The following is a 14,788-nucleotide window of genomic DNA, read 5'->3' as shown; positions in this document are numbered from 1 at the left end:
AGGACCGTTTCACCCCAAGTGCCCATCGTGGGCACAAATATTCCATGGGCCCGCTTCCGGGGCGGCGCTCAGTCGCCGGCCGCCTTCCGGGTGTGCAGCTGGCGGGCGACCTCGGCGATCGAGCCGGACAGCGACGGGTAGACGGTGAAGGCGCTGGCGATCTGTTCGACCGTCAGGTTGTTGTCGACCGCGATCGAGATCGGGTGGATCAGTTCGCTGGCCCGCGGCGAGACCACCACACCGCCGACGACGATGCCCGTGCCGGGGCGGCAGAACAGCTTCACGAAGCCGTCCCGGATGCCCTGCATCTTGGCGCGCGGGTTGCGCAGCAACGGGAGCTTGACCGCCCGGGCGTCGATCACGCCGTTGTCGACGTCGGCCTGGGAGTAGCCGACGGTGGCGATCTCGGGGTCGGTGAAGACGTTGGCGGAGACCGTCTTGAGGTTGAGCGGGGTGACCGCGTCGCCGAGGAAGTGGTACATCGCGATCCGGCCCTGCATGGCGGCGACCGACGCCAGCGCGAACACGCCGGTGCAGTCACCGGCCGCGTAGACACCGGGGGCGGTGGTCCGGGAGACCTTGTCGGTCCAGACGTGCCCGGAGTCCTTGAGCTTGACCCCGGCGCCCTCCAGGCCGATCCCCTCGGTGTTCGGGATGGAGCCGACCGCCATCAGGCAGTGCGTGCCGGAGATGGTCCGGCCGTCGGCGAGGGTGACCTCGACCCGGTCGCCCACCCGCTTGGCGGACTGCGCCCGGGACCGCGCCATGACGTTCATCCCGCGGCGCCGGAAGACGTCCTCCAGCACGGCGGCCGCGTCCGGGTCCTCGCCCGGCAGCACCCGGTCCCGCGAGGAGACCAGGGTGACCCGGGACCCCAGCGCCTGGTACGCGCCGGCGAACTCGGCACCGGTGACGCCGGAACCGACGACGATGAGTTCCTCGGGCAGTTCGGTGAGGTCGTAGACCTGCGTCCAGTTCAGGATCCGCTCGCCGTCCGGCTCGGCGTCCGGGATCTCGCGCGGGTGGGCGCCGGTGGCGATCAGCACGGCGTCGGCGATCAGGCCCTCGGTCGAGCCGTCGGCGGCGGTGACGGTGACCTTGCGCGAGCCGTCGGGTGCCTGGCCCGGCTCCAGTCGGCCGCGGCCGCGCATCACCCGGCCGCCGGCACGGGTGACCGACGCGGTGATGTCGTGGGACTGCGCCAGCGCCAGCCGCTTGACCCGTCGGTTGACCTTGCCGAGGTCGACCCCGACCACCCGCGCGGGACGCTCGTTGTAGGGGGTGTCGTCCTCGACGATGATGCCGAGCTCTTCGTAGGAGGAGTCGAAGGTGGTCATCACCTCGGCCGTGGCGATGAGGGTCTTCGACGGGACGCAGTCGGTCAGCACCGACGCTCCCCCTAGACCGTCGCAGTCGACGACGGTCACCTCCGCGCCGAGCGAGGCGCCCACCAGGGCCGCTTCGTATCCGCCGGGTCCGCCACCGATGATCACGATCCGAGTCACGTACTCCATTGTCCCGCACGCCCGACCGTGCCTCTCCCCCGGGGGCGTGGAGTAGGCCGGGCGGGCGCCGGGCGTGTGCTCTCGACAGCCGGTTGTACGAATCTCCGGTACCACGAGCCCAACGGTGAACCTCCCGTACCCTCGGAAGCATGTCGCTCTACGCCGCGTACGCCGGCAACCTCGACGCGCGGCTGATGTCCCGCCGCGCACCGCACTCACCGCTGCGCGGCACCGGCTGGCTGAACGGCTGGCGGCTCACGTTCGGCGGCGAGCAGATGGGGTGGGAGGGCGCCCTGGCGACGGTCGTCGAGGACCCCGGCTCCCAGCTCTTCGTCGCGCTCTACGACATCGCTCCGATGGACGAGGAGTCCATGGACCGCTGGGAGGGCGTCGGCCTGGAGATCTACCGGCGGATGCGGGTCCGGGTGCACACCCTCGACGGCGACGAGACCGCCTGGATCTACGTCCTCAACGGCTACGAGGGCGGCCTCCCCTCGGCCCGCTATCTGGGCGAGATCGCCGATGCGGCCGAGTCCGCCGGCGCCCCGCACGACTACGTGATGGAGATCCGTAAGCGCCCCTGCTGACCGGACCGCTCCCGCCCGGTCCGCCGCCGCACCCGGGGATTCCTTTGGCAGAAGCCACAAACCGGTACCCGCAGGCCCGTGGGCAGCGACATCTACGCGCGTAGGGCATTACCGGCTACCCTCGTCCGCGTGAACGCATCTGTTACCCCGGACATCGACCCGAAGGGCGCTGCGGACGCCGCGGCCGCCCGCCTGCGCGAGCTCACCGGCGCCGAGAACCACGACGTCGCCCTGGTCATGGGCTCCGGCTGGGCCCCGGCCGCCGAGGCCCTGGGCGCGCCCGAGCACGAGTTCCCCGTCACCGAGCTGCCCGGCTTCCCGGCGCCGGCCGTCGCCGGCCACGGCGGCAAGATCCGCTCGTACCGGATCGGCGAGAAGCGCGCCCTGGTCTTCCTCGGCCGCACCCACTACTACGAGGGCCGCGGCGTCGCCTCGGTCTCGCACGGCGTCCGCACCGCCGTCGCCGCCGGTTGCCAGACCGTGGTGCTCACCAACGGCTGCGGCGGCCTGCGCGACGGTATGCGCCCCGGCCAGCCGGTCCTCATCGGCGACCACCTCAACCTCACCGCCACCTCCCCCATCGTCGGCGCCAACTTCGTCGACCTGACCGACCTGTACTCGCCGCGGCTGCGCGCGCTGTGCAAGGAGGTCGACGCGACCCTGGAGGAGGGCGTCTACGCCCAGCTCCCCGGCCCGCACTACGAGACCCCGGCCGAGATCCGGATGCTCCGGACCATGGGCGCCGACCTGGTCGGCATGTCCACCGTCCTGGAGGCGATCGCCGCCCGCGAGGCCGGCGCCGAGGTGCTGGGCATCTCGCTGGTGACCAACCTCGCCGCCGGCATGACGGGCGAGCCGCTCAACCACGAGGAGGTGCTCCAGGCGGGCCGCGACTCGGCGACCCGGATGGGCGCGCTCCTCGGCCAGGTCCTCAGCAAGATCTAGCCGGCACCGGCCCCGGGCGGGCCGGGCCGCCGTACCGGACGGCAGGATCCCGTCGCCGACGCGGACCGGCGACGGGACCGGCGGCCGCCGCGCGCCCGGCCCGCCGGCCCGTTGCGCATCCCCCACATCGCATCCACAGGCAGGAGCATCACGTGGCTACCGTTCCCGCGGAGCTGATCAGCCGGGCACAGGCGTGGCTGGCCGAGGACCCCGACCCGGACACCCGGGATGAGCTGGCCAAGCTCATCGAGACGGACCAGCACGACGAGCTGGCGGTGCGGTTCGCCGGCACCCTCCAGTTCGGCACCGCCGGGCTGCGCGGCGAGCTGGGCGCCGGCCCGATGCGGATGAACCGGTCGGTGGTCATCCGGGCCGCGGCCGGGCTCGCCGCGTACCTGAAGGACAGCGGGCAGGGGGACGGCCTGGTGGTCGTCGGCTACGACGCCCGCTACAAGAGCGCCGACTTCGCGCGGGACACCGCGGCCGTCATGGTCGGCGCGGGCCTGCGCGCCGCGCTCCTGCCGCGTCCGCTGCCGACCCCCGTCCTGGCCTTCGCCATCCGGCACCTGGGCGCGGTGGCCGGCGTCGAGGTGACCGCCAGCCACAATCCGCCGCGGGACAACGGCTACAAGGTCTACCTGGGCGACGGCTCGCAGATCGTGCCGCCCGCGGACGGCGAGATCGCCGACCGGATCGCCGCGGTCCGGTCGCTGGCCGACGTGCCCCGCCCCGAGGCCGGCTGGGAAATCCTGGACGACGCCGTCCTGGCCGCCTACCTGGAGCGCACCGACGCGGTGCTGACCCCCGGTTCCGCCCGGGACGTGGGCGTGGTCTACACCCCGATGCACGGCGTCGGCCGGGACACCCTCGTCGCCGCCTTCGCGCGGGCCGGCTTCCCGGCCCCGACGGTCGTCGCCGAACAGGCAGAGCCGGACCCCGACTTCCCGACGGTCGCCTTCCCCAACCCGGAGGAGCCGGGCGCGATGGACCTCGCGTTCGCCACCGCCCGGTCCGCGGCCCCCGGCAGCGTCGACATCGTCGTCGCCAACGACCCGGACGCGGACCGTTGCGCCGTCGCCGTCCCGGCCCCCGGCACGCCGGAGGGCTGGCGGATGCTGCGCGGCGACGAGGTCGGCGCCCTGCTCGCCGCGCACCTCGTCCGCAAGGGCGCCGCCGGGACGTTCGCGACGACGATCGTCTCCTCCCAGCTGATGTCCCGGATCGCGGCCGGCGCCACGCTCCCCTACGAGGAGACGCTGACCGGCTTCAAGTGGCTGGCCCGCGTCGACGGCCTGCGCTACGCCTACGAGGAGGCGCTGGGCTACTGCGTGGACCCCGAGGGCGTCCGCGACAAGGACGGCATCACCGCCGCGCTGCTGATCACCGAGCTGGCCGCCGAGCTGAAGCAGGCCGGGCGCGGCCTGGCCGACCTCCTCGACGACCTGGCCGTGGAGTTCGGCCTGCACGCCACCGACCAGCTCTCGGTGCGGGTGGAGGACCTGTCGCTGATCGCCGACGCGATGGGCCGGCTGCGCGCCCAACCGCCGACGACCCTCGCGGGCCTGGCGGTGACCCGGGCGGACGACCTGAACGCGGGCAGCGCCGCCCTCCCGCCGACCGACGGGCTGCGCTACTACCTGGCGGGCGCGCCGGAGGACGGCATCGAGGCGGCCCGGGTCGTGGTCCGCCCCAGCGGCACCGAGCCCAAGCTCAAGTGCTACCTGGAGGTCGTGGTGCCGGTGGCCGACCGGGACGGACTGCCGGACGCACGGGCCAAGGCGACGGCCACCCTGACGGCGATCAAGAAGGACCTGTCGGCGGCGGCCGGAATCTGACGGCCGGTGCGGCGGGCCGGGCGCGGGTGACGCGCTCCGGGCCGCCGCACGGCGTGCCACCCGCGAAGGGGCCGGGCTCTCGTCGAGAGCCCGGCCCCTTGGCGCATACGGGTGGCAGCCGCACGGGCGTCGGCCGTCCCCTACAGCGCCAGCATCACCGCCAGCCCCACCGCGCCCACCACGGCGGGCGCGAGGACCGCGTACGACCAGCGCACCTCCGGCTCGCCCTTGGCGCCCGGCCGGTCCGTCGCGCGTTCCTTGATCTCGCGCAGTTCGGCGAGGGTCTGGTCGGCCATCGCCTTCGGGACCGGTCCGGAGTCCGCGTTGAGGCCGAAGCGGGGCCGGGCGCCGCGCGGGCCGCGGGTGGCCTGCCGGGCCACCTTCTTGCGCTGCCGGAGCGAGACCGGGACGGCCCAGAGTTGGTACTTGCCGCCGCCGCTCACGAAAACCTCCGCCGAGAACGTCGCGCGCAGTTCCTCGACGGCGGCCCAGGGCAGCGAGATGGTGCGGAACGGGTTGCGCACCACCAGTCGGTCCTCGTTCGCCCGGACCAGCGGCCGCAGCGAGAAGGCGGCGACCAGCGGCACCCCGAGGAGCAGCACGAAGAGCGCGGTGAGCTTGGTGTGGACGGTGCCGCGCAGCAGGGCGTCGGCGCCGAGCCAGAGGCCGAGCAGGATGAGCAGCGCGCCGCCGACCAGGGCCGCCGGCGAGCGGTAGCTGCGTTCCGCGTACTGCTGCGGGGGCGAGGTGGACCGTTCCGGGCTCGTCATGTGGCCGATTCTGCCTGACCGTCCGGATGCCGGACATTGCGTTACGGCATCGATGCGGATGTCGCACGCAGCCGGCCGTTCCCGGGTGTCCGGGAAGTGGATTCGGCCGGGGGCTGGCATGTCGCTACGCGCGTAGATATGCTCCCCTCGTGACCATGCCCACCACTGTTCCCGCATACGGCAAGGAAGCCGCGGGGCGCCTGGCGTCGATGGCGGACGTGACCGCCTCGGACGGAGCGCTGCGCCGCTTCCTGCACGGACTCCCCGGCGTCGACGCGGTAGGGCTCCAGGCCCGCGCCGCGACGCTCGGCACCCGCTCGATCAAGACCACGGCGAAGGCGTACGCCATCGACCTGGCCATCTCGATGATCGACCTGACGACGCTCGAAGGCGCGGACACCCCCGGCAAGGTCCGGGCGTTGTGCGCCAAGGGCGTCCATCCCGACCCCACGGACCGCACCGCCCCCAAGGTCGCCGCGATCTGCGTCTACCCGGACATGGTCGGAGTCGCCAAGGAGGCGCTCGGCGACTCCGGCATCCACGTCGCGTCCGTCGCCACCGCCTTCCCGGCGGGCCGGGCCGCGCTCCCGGTCAAGCTGGCCGACACCCGGGACGCGGTGGCCGCCGGCGCCGACGAGATCGACATGGTGATCGACCGGGGCGCCTTCCTCTCCGGCCGCTACCTGGACGTCTTCGAGGAGATCAAGGCCGTGAAGGAGGCGTGCGCGCGTCCCGATGGATCGGCCGCCCACCTGAAGGTCATCTTCGAGACCGGCGAGCTCCAGACCTACGACAACGTCCGCCGGGTCTCCTGGCTGGCGATGCTGGCCGGCGCGGACTTCATCAAGACCTCGACGGGCAAGGTGGCGGTGAACGCCACACCCCCGGTCACGCTGCTGATGCTGGAGGCGGTGCGGGACTTCCACGCGGCGACCGGCGTCCAGGTCGGCGTCAAGCCGGCCGGCGGCATCCGGACGACCAAGGACGCGACCAAGTACCTGGTGATGGTCAACGAGACGCTGGGCGACGCGTGGCTGACCGCCGACTGGTTCCGGTTCGGCGCGTCCAGCCTCCTCAACGACCTGCTGATGCAGCGTCAGAAGCTCAGCACCGGCCGCTACTCCGGCCCCGACTACGTCACGGTGGACTGACCATGACCTTTGACTACGCACCGGCGCCCGAGTCGCGTTCCGTCGTGGATCTCGCGTCCTCCTACGGGCTCTTCATCGACGGCGAGTTCACCGAGGGGACGGGCGGCGGTCTGCGCAAGACCGTCTCGCCGGCCACCGAGGAGGTGCTGGCCGAGTACACCCAGGGCACCGCCGACGACGTCGACCGCGCCGTCAAGGCGGCCCGCGCGGCGTTCGAGAAGTGGTCGGCGCTGCCCGGCGCCGAGCGCGCCAAGTACCTCTTCCGGATCGCCCGGATCATCCAGGAGCGCTCGCGCGAACTCGCCGTCCTGGAGACGCTGGACAACGGCAAGCCGATCCGCGAGTCGCGGGACGCCGATCTGCCGCTGGTGGCCGCGCACTTCTTCTACTACGCGGGCTGGGCCGACAAGCTCGACCACGCGGGCTACGGGCCGAACCCGCGCCCCCTGGGCGTGGCCGGCCAGGTCATCCCGTGGAACTTCCCGCTCCTGATGCTGGCGTGGAAGATCGCCCCGGCGCTGGCCTGCGGCAACACCGTCGTCCTCAAGCCCGCCGAGACCACCCCGCTGTCCGCCCTGTTCTTCGCGGACATCTGCCGGCAGGCCGGGCTCCCCAAGGGCGTCGTCAACATCGTCACCGGTGACGGCTCGACCGGCGCGGCGCTGGTGGCCCACCCCGGCATCGACAAGGTCGCCTTCACCGGTTCCACCGAGGTCGGCAAGGCCATCGCCCGTACGGTCGCCGGCACGGACAAGAAGCTCACCCTCGAACTGGGCGGCAAGGCGGCCAACATCGTCTTCGACGACGCAGCCGTGGACCAGGCCGTCGAGGGCATCGTCAACGGCATCTTCTTCAACCAGGGCCACGTGTGCTGCGCGGGCTCCCGGCTGCTGGTCCAGGAGTCGATCCAGGACGAGCTGCTGGACGCGCTCAAGCGGCGGATGGCCACCCTCCGGGTCGGCGACCCGCTGGACAAGAACACCGACATCGGCGCGATCAACTCCGCCGAGCAGCTGGCCCGGATCACCGAGCTCGCCGACGCGGGCGAGGCCGAGGGCGCCGAGCGCTGGTCCCCGGCCTGCGACCTGCCCGGCTCCGGCTACTGGTTCGCGCCGACGCTGTTCACCGGCGTCACCCAGGCCCACCGGATCGCCCGCGAGGAGGTGTTCGGCCCGGTGCTGTCCGTGCTGACCTTCCGCACGCCGGAGGAGGCGGTGGCCAAGGCCAACAACACGCCGTACGGCCTGTCGGCGGGCATCTGGACCGAGAAGGGCTCGCGGATGCTGTGGATGGCGAGCAAGCTGCGGGCCGGCGTCATCTGGTCCAACACGTTCAACAAGTTCGACCCGACCTCGCCGTTCGGCGGCTACAAGGAGTCGGGCTTCGGCCGCGAGGGCGGCCGGCACGGTCTGGAGGCGTACCTCAATGTCTGAGCGGCTGGCTGTCTTCAAGACCTACAAGCTGTACGTCGGGGGCAAGTTCCCCCGGTCCGAGAGCGGGCGGGTGTACGAGGTGACCGACTCGAAGGACAGGTGGCTGGCCAACGCCCCGCTGGCCTCCCGCAAGGACGCGCGGGACGCGGTGGTCGCGGCCCGCAAGGCGTTCGGCGGCTGGTCGGGCGCCACGGCGTACAACCGCGGGCAGATCCTCTACCGCATCGCGGAGATGCTGGAGGGCCGCCGGGACCAGTTCGTCGCCGAAGTGGCGGACGCCGAGGGGCAGTCGAAGGCCAAGGCCGCGGCGCAGGTGGACGCGGCGATCGACCGCTGGGTCTGGTACGCGGGCTGGTCCGACAAGGTCGCCCAGATCGCCGGGTCGTCGAACCCGGTGGCGGGTCCGTACTTCAACCTCTCCGCCCCGGAGCCGACCGGTGTGGTGGCCGTGGTGGCGCCGCAGGAGTCGTCGTTCCTGGGTCTGGTCTCGGTGCTCGCCCCGGTGATCGTCACCGGCAACACCGCCGTGGTCGTCGCCTCGGAGCGGGCCCCGCTGCCGGCGCTGTCGCTGGCCGAGGTGCTCGCCACCTCCGACCTGCCGGGCGGGGTGGTCAACCTCCTCTCGGGCCGGACCGCGGAACTGTCCGCTCCGCTCGCCGCCCACCAGGACGTCAACGCCCTCGACCTGACCGGCGCCGACGCCGAGTTGGCGACGGAGCTGCAGACCGCGGCGGCCGACAACCTCAAGCGGGTGCTGCGCCCGCGGGCCGCGGACTGGTCCGCCGACCCGGGCACCGACCGGCTGCTGGCCTTCCTGGAGACCAAGACGGTGTGGCACCCGATGGGTGTCTGACCCGGCTCCGGCACGGACGAACGGCGCGGGACCTCGCCCTGGTGGGCGGGGTCCCGCGCCGTTGTGCGGGAACGGGGCGGCGGTACGGGGGGCGGCGGGCGGTGCTGGTTCCCGTCGGCCGACGGCCGGTCAGCCCGGCAGCAACCGCATCGCGGTGCCGGTCACCGGCAGGTCCCCCAGCGCGCCGCCCTTGGTCACCGGGTCCGTCACCTGCGTGGTGCTCACCGGCTTGAAGTCGGCGACCCGGGTGCCGACGCCGTTGGCCAGCGGGTCGACGCCGGTGTTGGCCATCGGGTCCAGCTTGAGGTTCTTGACGGGACCGAGGCCCCGGCCGGTGGAGTCCGTCATCGCGTGGACCAGTGCGTGGCCCACGACACCGTCGTCGGACACGGGCTGCCGCGGGGTCGTACCGCCTGCGGTGCCGCCGGGCGCGGGGGCGGCCGCGCCCGCCGCCGCCGCGCCGCCCGTGAGCGCGACGCCGGCCGCGGAGATCACCAAACCGGCGCGCAGCAGACCGCGGGGCACGCGGCTGGGCTTGGGACGTGCGTGGGAGGGCATGTGTGCCACCTGCCTGTGGATCGGAGCGGAGCGGAATTGCGGGTTTCGCCACCGGCTGCGCTAGGGAAATGCGGACCCTCTGCGTAATCGGTTGACTGCGTAGCGTAGTTGAGCGGTGGCGGGGGTTCCACCTCGCGCGCCAGGGGTACCCCCCACGGCGCAATGCCCGACAATGAGTGCCCGTGAACTCCCATTCGCCCATCCGGCCACCGTCCGCCCGCGTCCTGTTGCTGACCGGCCCCTCCGGCTCCGGAAAGACGTCCCTGGCCGCCGCGACCGGTCTGCCCGTCCTCAACCTCGACGACTTCTACAAGGAGGGCACGGACCCGTCACTGCCGCAGTTGCCGGACGGCGGCGGCGCGGACTGGGACTCGCCGCTCTCCTGGGACGCGGGCGCCGCGGTCGCGGCCATCGAGGAGCTGTGCCGTACGGGGCGGACCGCGGTCCCGGTGTACGACATCGCGACCAGCGCCCGGACCGGTTCCTCGGCGCTGGCGCTCGACGGGGCACCGCTGTTCGTCGCGGAGGGCATCTTCGCCGCCGACGTCATCGACCGGTGCCGGGCGGCGGGGCTGCTGGCCGATGCGCTGTGCCTGCGCGGGCGGCGCGCCACCACCTTCCGCCGGCGCCTGGCCCGGGATCTGCGCGAGGGCCGCAAACCGGCGGTGTACCTGGTGCGGCGGGGCCTGCGACTGCTGCGCAGCGAGCGGACGATCGTGGCCCGGCACACCGCGCTCGGCGCCCACCCGTGCGCCGGACCGGAGGCGCTGGCCCGGATAGCGGCGGCGCGGGTGGGGGCACCTCCCTGCTCGAACGGGGTCGAGAGCTCGGGAGAGTGCCCGGTGGAGACCGCGGCTCGGCCCTGACGCACACCTGCCGTCACGCGTGACCGGCACAACCGGCGCACCCGGCACAAACGGAAGAGCGGGTTCGGGCAGACCCCCCGGCCACCCGAACCCGCTCGCTTCCCCCGTGTTCCCCTGCTATCCCCCGTGTCCCCCCTCGGGCTCTCCCCCCCGGATCCCCCTCGGGCCTTACCCCCGTCCTCAGGCGACCAGTGCGCCGAAGGACTCCTGCTCGTCACGGCCGAAGCTGAGGACCTCGTCCTCCCGCAGCCGGCGCAGCGAGCGCCAGATGCTGGACTTCACCGTGCCGACACTGATGTTGAGGATGTCCGCGATCTCCGGGTCCGTGCGGCCCTCGTAGTAGCGCAGCACCAGCATGGTGCGCTGCGCCTCGGGCAGCCGGGCCAGCGCCTGCCACAGGACGGCGCGCAGTTCGGTGCCGCGCATGGCGTCCGCGTCGGCGGCGGTCTCGGGCAGTTCCTCGGTCGGGTACTCGTTGAGCCTGCGCCGGCGCCAGGCGCTGATGTGCAGGTTCGTCATGGTGCGGCGCAGGTAGCCGCCGAGCGCCGCCTTGTCGCTGATCCGGTCCCAGGCCCGGTAGGTCGAGAACAGTGCGCTCTGGAGCAGGTCCTCGGCCTCGTAGCGGTCGCCGGTCAGGTGGTAGGCGGTGGCGTACAGGGAGGCGCGGCGCTCCTGGACGTAGGCGGTGAAGGCCGCTTCGGCCTCGGCCGCTTCCGCCGCGGTGCGCCGGTCCCCCGTCTCCCGGTACTCCGTGCCCCCGTCGGTGCTCTCCTGGCCCCCGTTCCCCCCGTTGAGCCCCTGGGGCACCACCATCGCGTCGATGGCCACCATGTACGGCGGCCGCTGACGCCCGGTGCCGCGAGCGCACCCCCGCGGGCCCACGGCACCGGACTTCTCACGCCCGATGTCGTGGAGGCGCGTGACGACTGCTCCGGAAGTCGTGCCGTGCAGTGTGTTCTTCATCGTGCTGCCCCCCGTCGGTCGAGCCAGTTCGTTCGGTGTGTCACCGGTCGGGATCCCACCTCGGCGGTGTTGATCTCTCCCGGCTGACCCAAAGACTGCCAACCCAGTTTCATCGCGTTGTCCGCCGTCTGTCACAGACGTGTCACAGGCGAGATCGCGGTGCGGCGTGGCTCCGTAACGACGGTCGATCGGGCCCGGCGGGCGCCACCGGTCGGCCACCGGGCGGCCACCGGTCGATCTATCGGCATCCCATGCGCCAGAATGGCGGACGTGCCTTTCCTGTTGCTGATCGAGGACGACGACGCCATCCGCACGGCCCTCGAACTCTCGCTGTCTCGCCAGGGTCACCGTGTGATGACCGCTGCGACGGGCGAGGACGGCCTGAAGTTGCTGCGCGAGCAGCGGCCGGACCTGATCGTGCTGGACGTGATGCTGCCCGGCATCGACGGTTTCGAAGTGTGCCGACGGATCCGGCGGACGGACCAACTGCCGATCATCCTGCTCACCGCGCGCAGCGATGACATCGACGTGGTGGTGGGGCTGGAGTCCGGTGCGGACGACTATGTGGTCAAGCCCGTACAGGGCCGGGTGCTGGACGCCCGGATCCGGGCGGTGCTGCGGCGCGGGGAGCGGGAGTCCAGCGATTCGGCGACGTTCGGCTCGTTGGTGATCGACCGGTCTGCGATGACCGTCACCAAGAACGGCCAGGATCTGCAACTGACCCCGACCGAGCTGCGGTTGCTGCTGGAGCTGAGCCGGCGCCCCGGACAGGCTCTGTCCCGGCAGCAGCTGCTGCGGCTGGTGTGGGAGCACGACTACCTCGGTGACTCGCGGCTGGTGGACGCCTGTGTGCAGCGGCTGCGCGCGAAGGTGGAGGACATCCCGTCCTCGCCGACGCTGATCCGCACCGTCCGCGGCGTCGGCTACCGACTGGACGCACCGCAGTGACGGCAGGCACCCCGCACGGCGGTGGGTCCGGGGAGGGCGAGCAGGGGACCGGGGACGGCGGCGTGTCCGGCGGTCGGCTGGTGCGGCTGCTGCGCCGGGCCGCGGGCCTGCTGCGGCTGACGAGCCTGCGGCTGCGGCTGGTCGTGGTGTTCGCGCTGGTGGCGCTGACCGCGGCGGTCTCGGCGTCCGGGATCGCGTACTGGCTCAACCGCAACACGGTCCTGGACCGGACGCAGAACGCCGCCCTGAAGGACTTCCGCAAGTCGCTGGAGGACAGCACCCACTCGCTGCCGCTGCGTCCGCGCTGCTCCGAACTCCAGGACGCGGCCCGCCAGATGGCGGCCGGCCCGCAGAACTACACGGTGCTGCTGATCGGAGTGGACAGCGCGGGCAAGGAGTGCGCGGCCACCACCGACAAGACCCTGCTGACGCTGCAGACCATCCCGCAGTCGCTGCGCAACGCCGTCGACCAGGTGCGCCCGGTCGACGAGAACAACCTGTCCGCACACCACCTGTACTGGCAGCGCAACGAGGTCCGGGGCGTCCCGTACCTGGTCGCCGGGGCGAAGGTGATCGGCGGCGGGCCCACCGGATACATGATGAAGTCGCTGGCCACCGAGCGGCAGGACCTGACGTCGCTGGGCTGGTCGCTGGGGATCGCCACGGCGCTGGCGCTGGTCGGTTCGGCGCTGCTGGCGCAGGCCGCCGCGACGACCGTGCTGCGGCCGGTGCAGCGGCTCGGGTACGCGGCGCGGCAGCTGGGCGAGGGGCGGCTGGACACCCGGCTGCGGGTCACCGGCACCGACGAACTGGCCGATCTGTCGCGGACCTTCAACCGCACCGCGGAGCGGCTCCAGCAGCGCGTCGAGGAGCTGAGCGGCCGGGAGGCGGCGTCCCGCCGGTTCGTCGCCGACATGTCGCACGAGCTGCGGACGCCGCTGACCGCGATCACCGCGGTCACCGAGGTGCTGGAGGAGGAGGCGGACTCCCTCGACCCGATGATCGCGCCGGCCGTGCAGCTGGTGGTCAGCGAGACCCGGCGGCTGAACGACCTGGTGGAGAACTTGATGGAGGTCACCCGGTTCGACGCGGGGACGGCCCGGCTGGTGCTGGACTACGTCGACGTCGCCGACCAGGTGACCGCCTGCATCGACGCCCGGGCCTGGCTGGACGCAGTGGAGCTGGACGCCGACCGCGGCACCATGGCCCGTCTGGACCCGCGGCGGCTGGACGTGATCCTGGCGAACCTGATCGGCAACGCCCTCAAGCACGGCGGTTCGCCGGTGCGGGTGTCGGTCCGTACGGAGCCGGCGGAGCCCGCGGCGGCGGAGCCGGCCGCGGACGGTGCGGAGTCGGCGCAGCAGGTGGCAGTGGCGGAGGAGGCCGGGCCCGGCGGGGATGCCGACCCGTTCGAACAGGGTCGGGAACTCGCGGGCGGGCAGCTGGTCATCCGGGTGCGGGACCACGGTCCGGGCATCCCGGAGGAGGTACTGCCGCACGTCTTCGACCGCTTCTACAAGGCGAGCGCGTCCCGGCCCCGGTCGGAGGGCAGCGGTCTGGGCCTGTCGATCGCGCAGGAGAACGCGCACATCCACGGCGGCCGGATCAGCGCCGCCAATCACCCCGAGGGCGGCGCGGTGTTCACCCTGCGACTGCCGATGGACGCCTCCCGGCTGACCGACAGCGACGAGCCGGCGGACCGCGGCGGGCGGCCGACGGGCGAGGGCCCGGAGGGCCGGCGATGACCCGACGCGTCCGGCCCGGGGCGGGGCGGTACGCCGCGGCGGTGGCGGTGCTGGCACTGGCCGCCGCGGGCTGCGGGATCCGCGGCACGTCCGTACCTGTCGACGCGGGCGGCGCCCCGTCGCGGGTGAGCTGCCACCCGCCGGAGTCCCCTACTCCCACGGCGGCGGCGGGGACGGCGCAGGTCCCGGTGTATCTGGTGTGCGGGTCGACGCTGGTCCCGGTGGAGCGGGCGGTGGAGCGGCCGCAGGGCACCCCGGGGGCCGCGGTCCGGCTGCCGGCGGCCCGTGCGCTGCTGGCCGAGTTGCAGCGGCCGCCGACGCCCGACGAGGCCCGGGCCGGCTTCAGCACCGCGCTGCCCACGACGCTGCGGGTGGCGGGGCCGCGCGCCGGGGACGCGCCGGAGGCGCTGCGGCTGTCCGTCGAGCCGGACGACCTGCCGTCGTTCGCGCTGGCGCAGTTGGTGTGCACCTACGGCAGGAGCGGCGCGCTGGGGCGTACCGGGGGCGCGCTGCTGGGCGGCCCGGGCCCGGCGGCGGCGCACCGCTACGACTGTTCGCCGGACGTGCAGGCCAACCCGGCCGTCGCCCAGCACGCGGGCTGGGGCGACCCGCAGTCCGAGGAGAGCTGA

General features: G+C 73.1%; 14 protein-coding genes. 10 read left to right on the top strand and 4 right to left on the bottom strand.

Annotated elements, in window-relative coordinates:
• Positions 1-68 precede the first annotated feature (68 nt).
• Entirely contained in the window at positions 69-1,514 is a 1,446-nt protein-coding gene (locus tag ACFVT2_RS26125) for an NAD(P)H-quinone dehydrogenase (RefSeq protein ID WP_390021795.1), read from the bottom strand.
• Between the two features lie 140 nt (positions 1,515-1,654).
• Here ACFVT2_RS26125 and ACFVT2_RS26120 point away from each other — a divergent pair, with 140 nt between their 5' ends.
• From ACFVT2_RS26120 to ACFVT2_RS26110, 3 genes are all read left to right on the top strand, one after another.
• A complete protein-coding gene (locus tag ACFVT2_RS26120) occupies positions 1,655-2,092 on the top strand; it encodes a gamma-glutamylcyclotransferase (RefSeq protein WP_390021794.1) in 438 nt (145 codons plus the stop codon).
• A 129-nt stretch (positions 2,093-2,221) separates the two neighbouring features.
• The gene (locus ACFVT2_RS26115) at positions 2,222-3,037 is read left to right on the top strand and encodes a purine-nucleoside phosphorylase (protein ID WP_390021792.1); all 816 of its coding nucleotides are present in this window, start codon (positions 2,222-2,224) and stop codon (positions 3,035-3,037) included.
• A 152-nt stretch (positions 3,038-3,189) separates the two neighbouring features.
• The gene (locus tag ACFVT2_RS26110) at positions 3,190-4,872 is read left to right on the top strand and encodes a phospho-sugar mutase (protein WP_390021791.1); all 1,683 of its coding nucleotides are present in this window, start codon (positions 3,190-3,192) and stop codon (positions 4,870-4,872) included.
• Between the two features lie 140 nt (positions 4,873-5,012).
• On the opposite strand, the gene ACFVT2_RS26105 is transcribed toward ACFVT2_RS26110, so the two are convergent.
• Complete coding sequence (locus ACFVT2_RS26105; protein ID WP_390021790.1) at positions 5,013-5,642, bottom strand: PH domain-containing protein; 630 nt, start codon at positions 5,640-5,642, stop codon at positions 5,013-5,015.
• 155 nt (positions 5,643-5,797) lie between these two features.
• Here ACFVT2_RS26105 and deoC point away from each other — a divergent pair, with 155 nt between their 5' ends.
• From deoC to ACFVT2_RS26090, 3 genes are read left to right on the top strand one after another with little or no spacing between them, the layout of a single operon-like run.
• Positions 5,798-6,793, top strand: a complete 996-nt coding sequence (deoC, locus tag ACFVT2_RS26100) for a deoxyribose-phosphate aldolase (protein WP_390021788.1) — start codon at positions 5,798-5,800, stop codon at positions 6,791-6,793.
• Between the two features lie 2 nt (positions 6,794-6,795).
• On the top strand, positions 6,796-8,226 hold the full coding sequence (locus ACFVT2_RS26095; RefSeq protein ID WP_390021786.1) for an aldehyde dehydrogenase family protein: 1,431 nt from the start codon (positions 6,796-6,798) through the stop codon (positions 8,224-8,226).
• A complete protein-coding gene (locus tag ACFVT2_RS26090) occupies positions 8,219-9,079 on the top strand; it encodes an aldehyde dehydrogenase family protein (protein ID WP_390021785.1) in 861 nt (286 codons plus the stop codon). The genes ACFVT2_RS26095 and ACFVT2_RS26090 overlap by 8 nt, the downstream gene beginning before the upstream one ends.
• 129 nt (positions 9,080-9,208) lie before the next feature.
• Here ACFVT2_RS26090 and ACFVT2_RS26085 read toward each other — a convergent pair whose 3' ends face one another.
• A complete protein-coding gene (locus ACFVT2_RS26085) occupies positions 9,209-9,637 on the bottom strand; it encodes a hypothetical protein (RefSeq protein WP_390021784.1) in 429 nt (142 codons plus the stop codon).
• 182 nt (positions 9,638-9,819) lie between these two features.
• On the opposite strand from ACFVT2_RS26085, the gene ACFVT2_RS26080 reads away from it, so the two are divergent.
• A complete protein-coding gene (locus ACFVT2_RS26080) occupies positions 9,820-10,503 on the top strand; it encodes a uridine kinase (protein ID WP_390021782.1) in 684 nt (227 codons plus the stop codon).
• Between the two features lie 180 nt (positions 10,504-10,683).
• Here ACFVT2_RS26080 and ACFVT2_RS26075 read toward each other — a convergent pair whose 3' ends face one another.
• A complete protein-coding gene (locus ACFVT2_RS26075; protein ID WP_390021781.1) occupies positions 10,684-11,466 on the bottom strand; it encodes a SigE family RNA polymerase sigma factor in 783 nt (260 codons plus the stop codon).
• Positions 11,467-11,736: 270 nt separating this feature from the next.
• On the opposite strand from ACFVT2_RS26075, the gene afsQ1 reads away from it, so the two are divergent.
• Genes afsQ1 through ACFVT2_RS26060 form a run of 3 tightly spaced genes read left to right on the top strand, consistent with a single transcriptional unit; the run spans position 11,737 to position 14,788 of the window.
• Complete coding sequence (afsQ1, locus tag ACFVT2_RS26070) at positions 11,737-12,414, top strand: two-component system response regulator AfsQ1 (protein ID WP_383421165.1); 678 nt, start codon at positions 11,737-11,739, stop codon at positions 12,412-12,414.
• Positions 12,411-14,159, top strand: coding sequence for a sensor histidine kinase (locus ACFVT2_RS26065; RefSeq protein WP_390021779.1), 1,749 nt, complete (start codon positions 12,411-12,413; stop codon positions 14,157-14,159). Before afsQ1 ends, ACFVT2_RS26065 begins: the two co-directional genes overlap by 4 nt.
• Positions 14,156-14,788, top strand: a complete 633-nt coding sequence (locus ACFVT2_RS26060; protein WP_390021778.1) for a hypothetical protein — start codon at positions 14,156-14,158, stop codon at positions 14,786-14,788. The genes ACFVT2_RS26065 and ACFVT2_RS26060 overlap by 4 nt, the downstream gene beginning before the upstream one ends.

Source organism: Streptomyces sp. NPDC058000 (assembly GCF_042886435.1).
Taxonomy (GTDB): domain Bacteria; phylum Actinomycetota; class Actinomycetes; order Streptomycetales; family Streptomycetaceae; genus Streptomyces.
Note: the sequence above shows the minus strand (reverse complement) of the source record. Positions and strands in the feature narration are given on the sequence as shown.

What these genes read in the sequence shown, in the direction of transcription:
- ACFVT2_RS26095 (WP_390021786.1), top strand. Translation starts at nt 6,796, where the DNA reads ATGACCTTTGACTACGCACCGGCGCCCGAGTCGCGTTCCGTCGTGGAT.
- ACFVT2_RS26075 (WP_390021781.1), bottom strand. Translation starts at nt 11,466, where the DNA reads ATGAAGAACACACTGCACGGCACGACTTCCGGAGCAGTCGTCACGCGC.
- ACFVT2_RS26090 (WP_390021785.1), top strand. Translation starts at nt 8,219, where the DNA reads ATGTCTGAGCGGCTGGCTGTCTTCAAGACCTACAAGCTGTACGTCGGG.
- ACFVT2_RS26120 (WP_390021794.1), top strand. Translation starts at nt 1,655, where the DNA reads ATGTCGCTCTACGCCGCGTACGCCGGCAACCTCGACGCGCGGCTGATG.
- ACFVT2_RS26125 (WP_390021795.1), bottom strand. Translation starts at nt 1,514, where the DNA reads ATGGAGTACGTGACTCGGATCGTGATCATCGGTGGCGGACCCGGCGGA.
- deoC (WP_390021788.1), top strand. Translation starts at nt 5,798, where the DNA reads ATGCCCACCACTGTTCCCGCATACGGCAAGGAAGCCGCGGGGCGCCTG.
- ACFVT2_RS26060 (WP_390021778.1), top strand. Translation starts at nt 14,156, where the DNA reads ATGACCCGACGCGTCCGGCCCGGGGCGGGGCGGTACGCCGCGGCGGTG.
- ACFVT2_RS26105 (WP_390021790.1), bottom strand. Translation starts at nt 5,642, where the DNA reads ATGACGAGCCCGGAACGGTCCACCTCGCCCCCGCAGCAGTACGCGGAA.
- ACFVT2_RS26085 (WP_390021784.1), bottom strand. Translation starts at nt 9,637, where the DNA reads ATGCCCTCCCACGCACGTCCCAAGCCCAGCCGCGTGCCCCGCGGTCTG.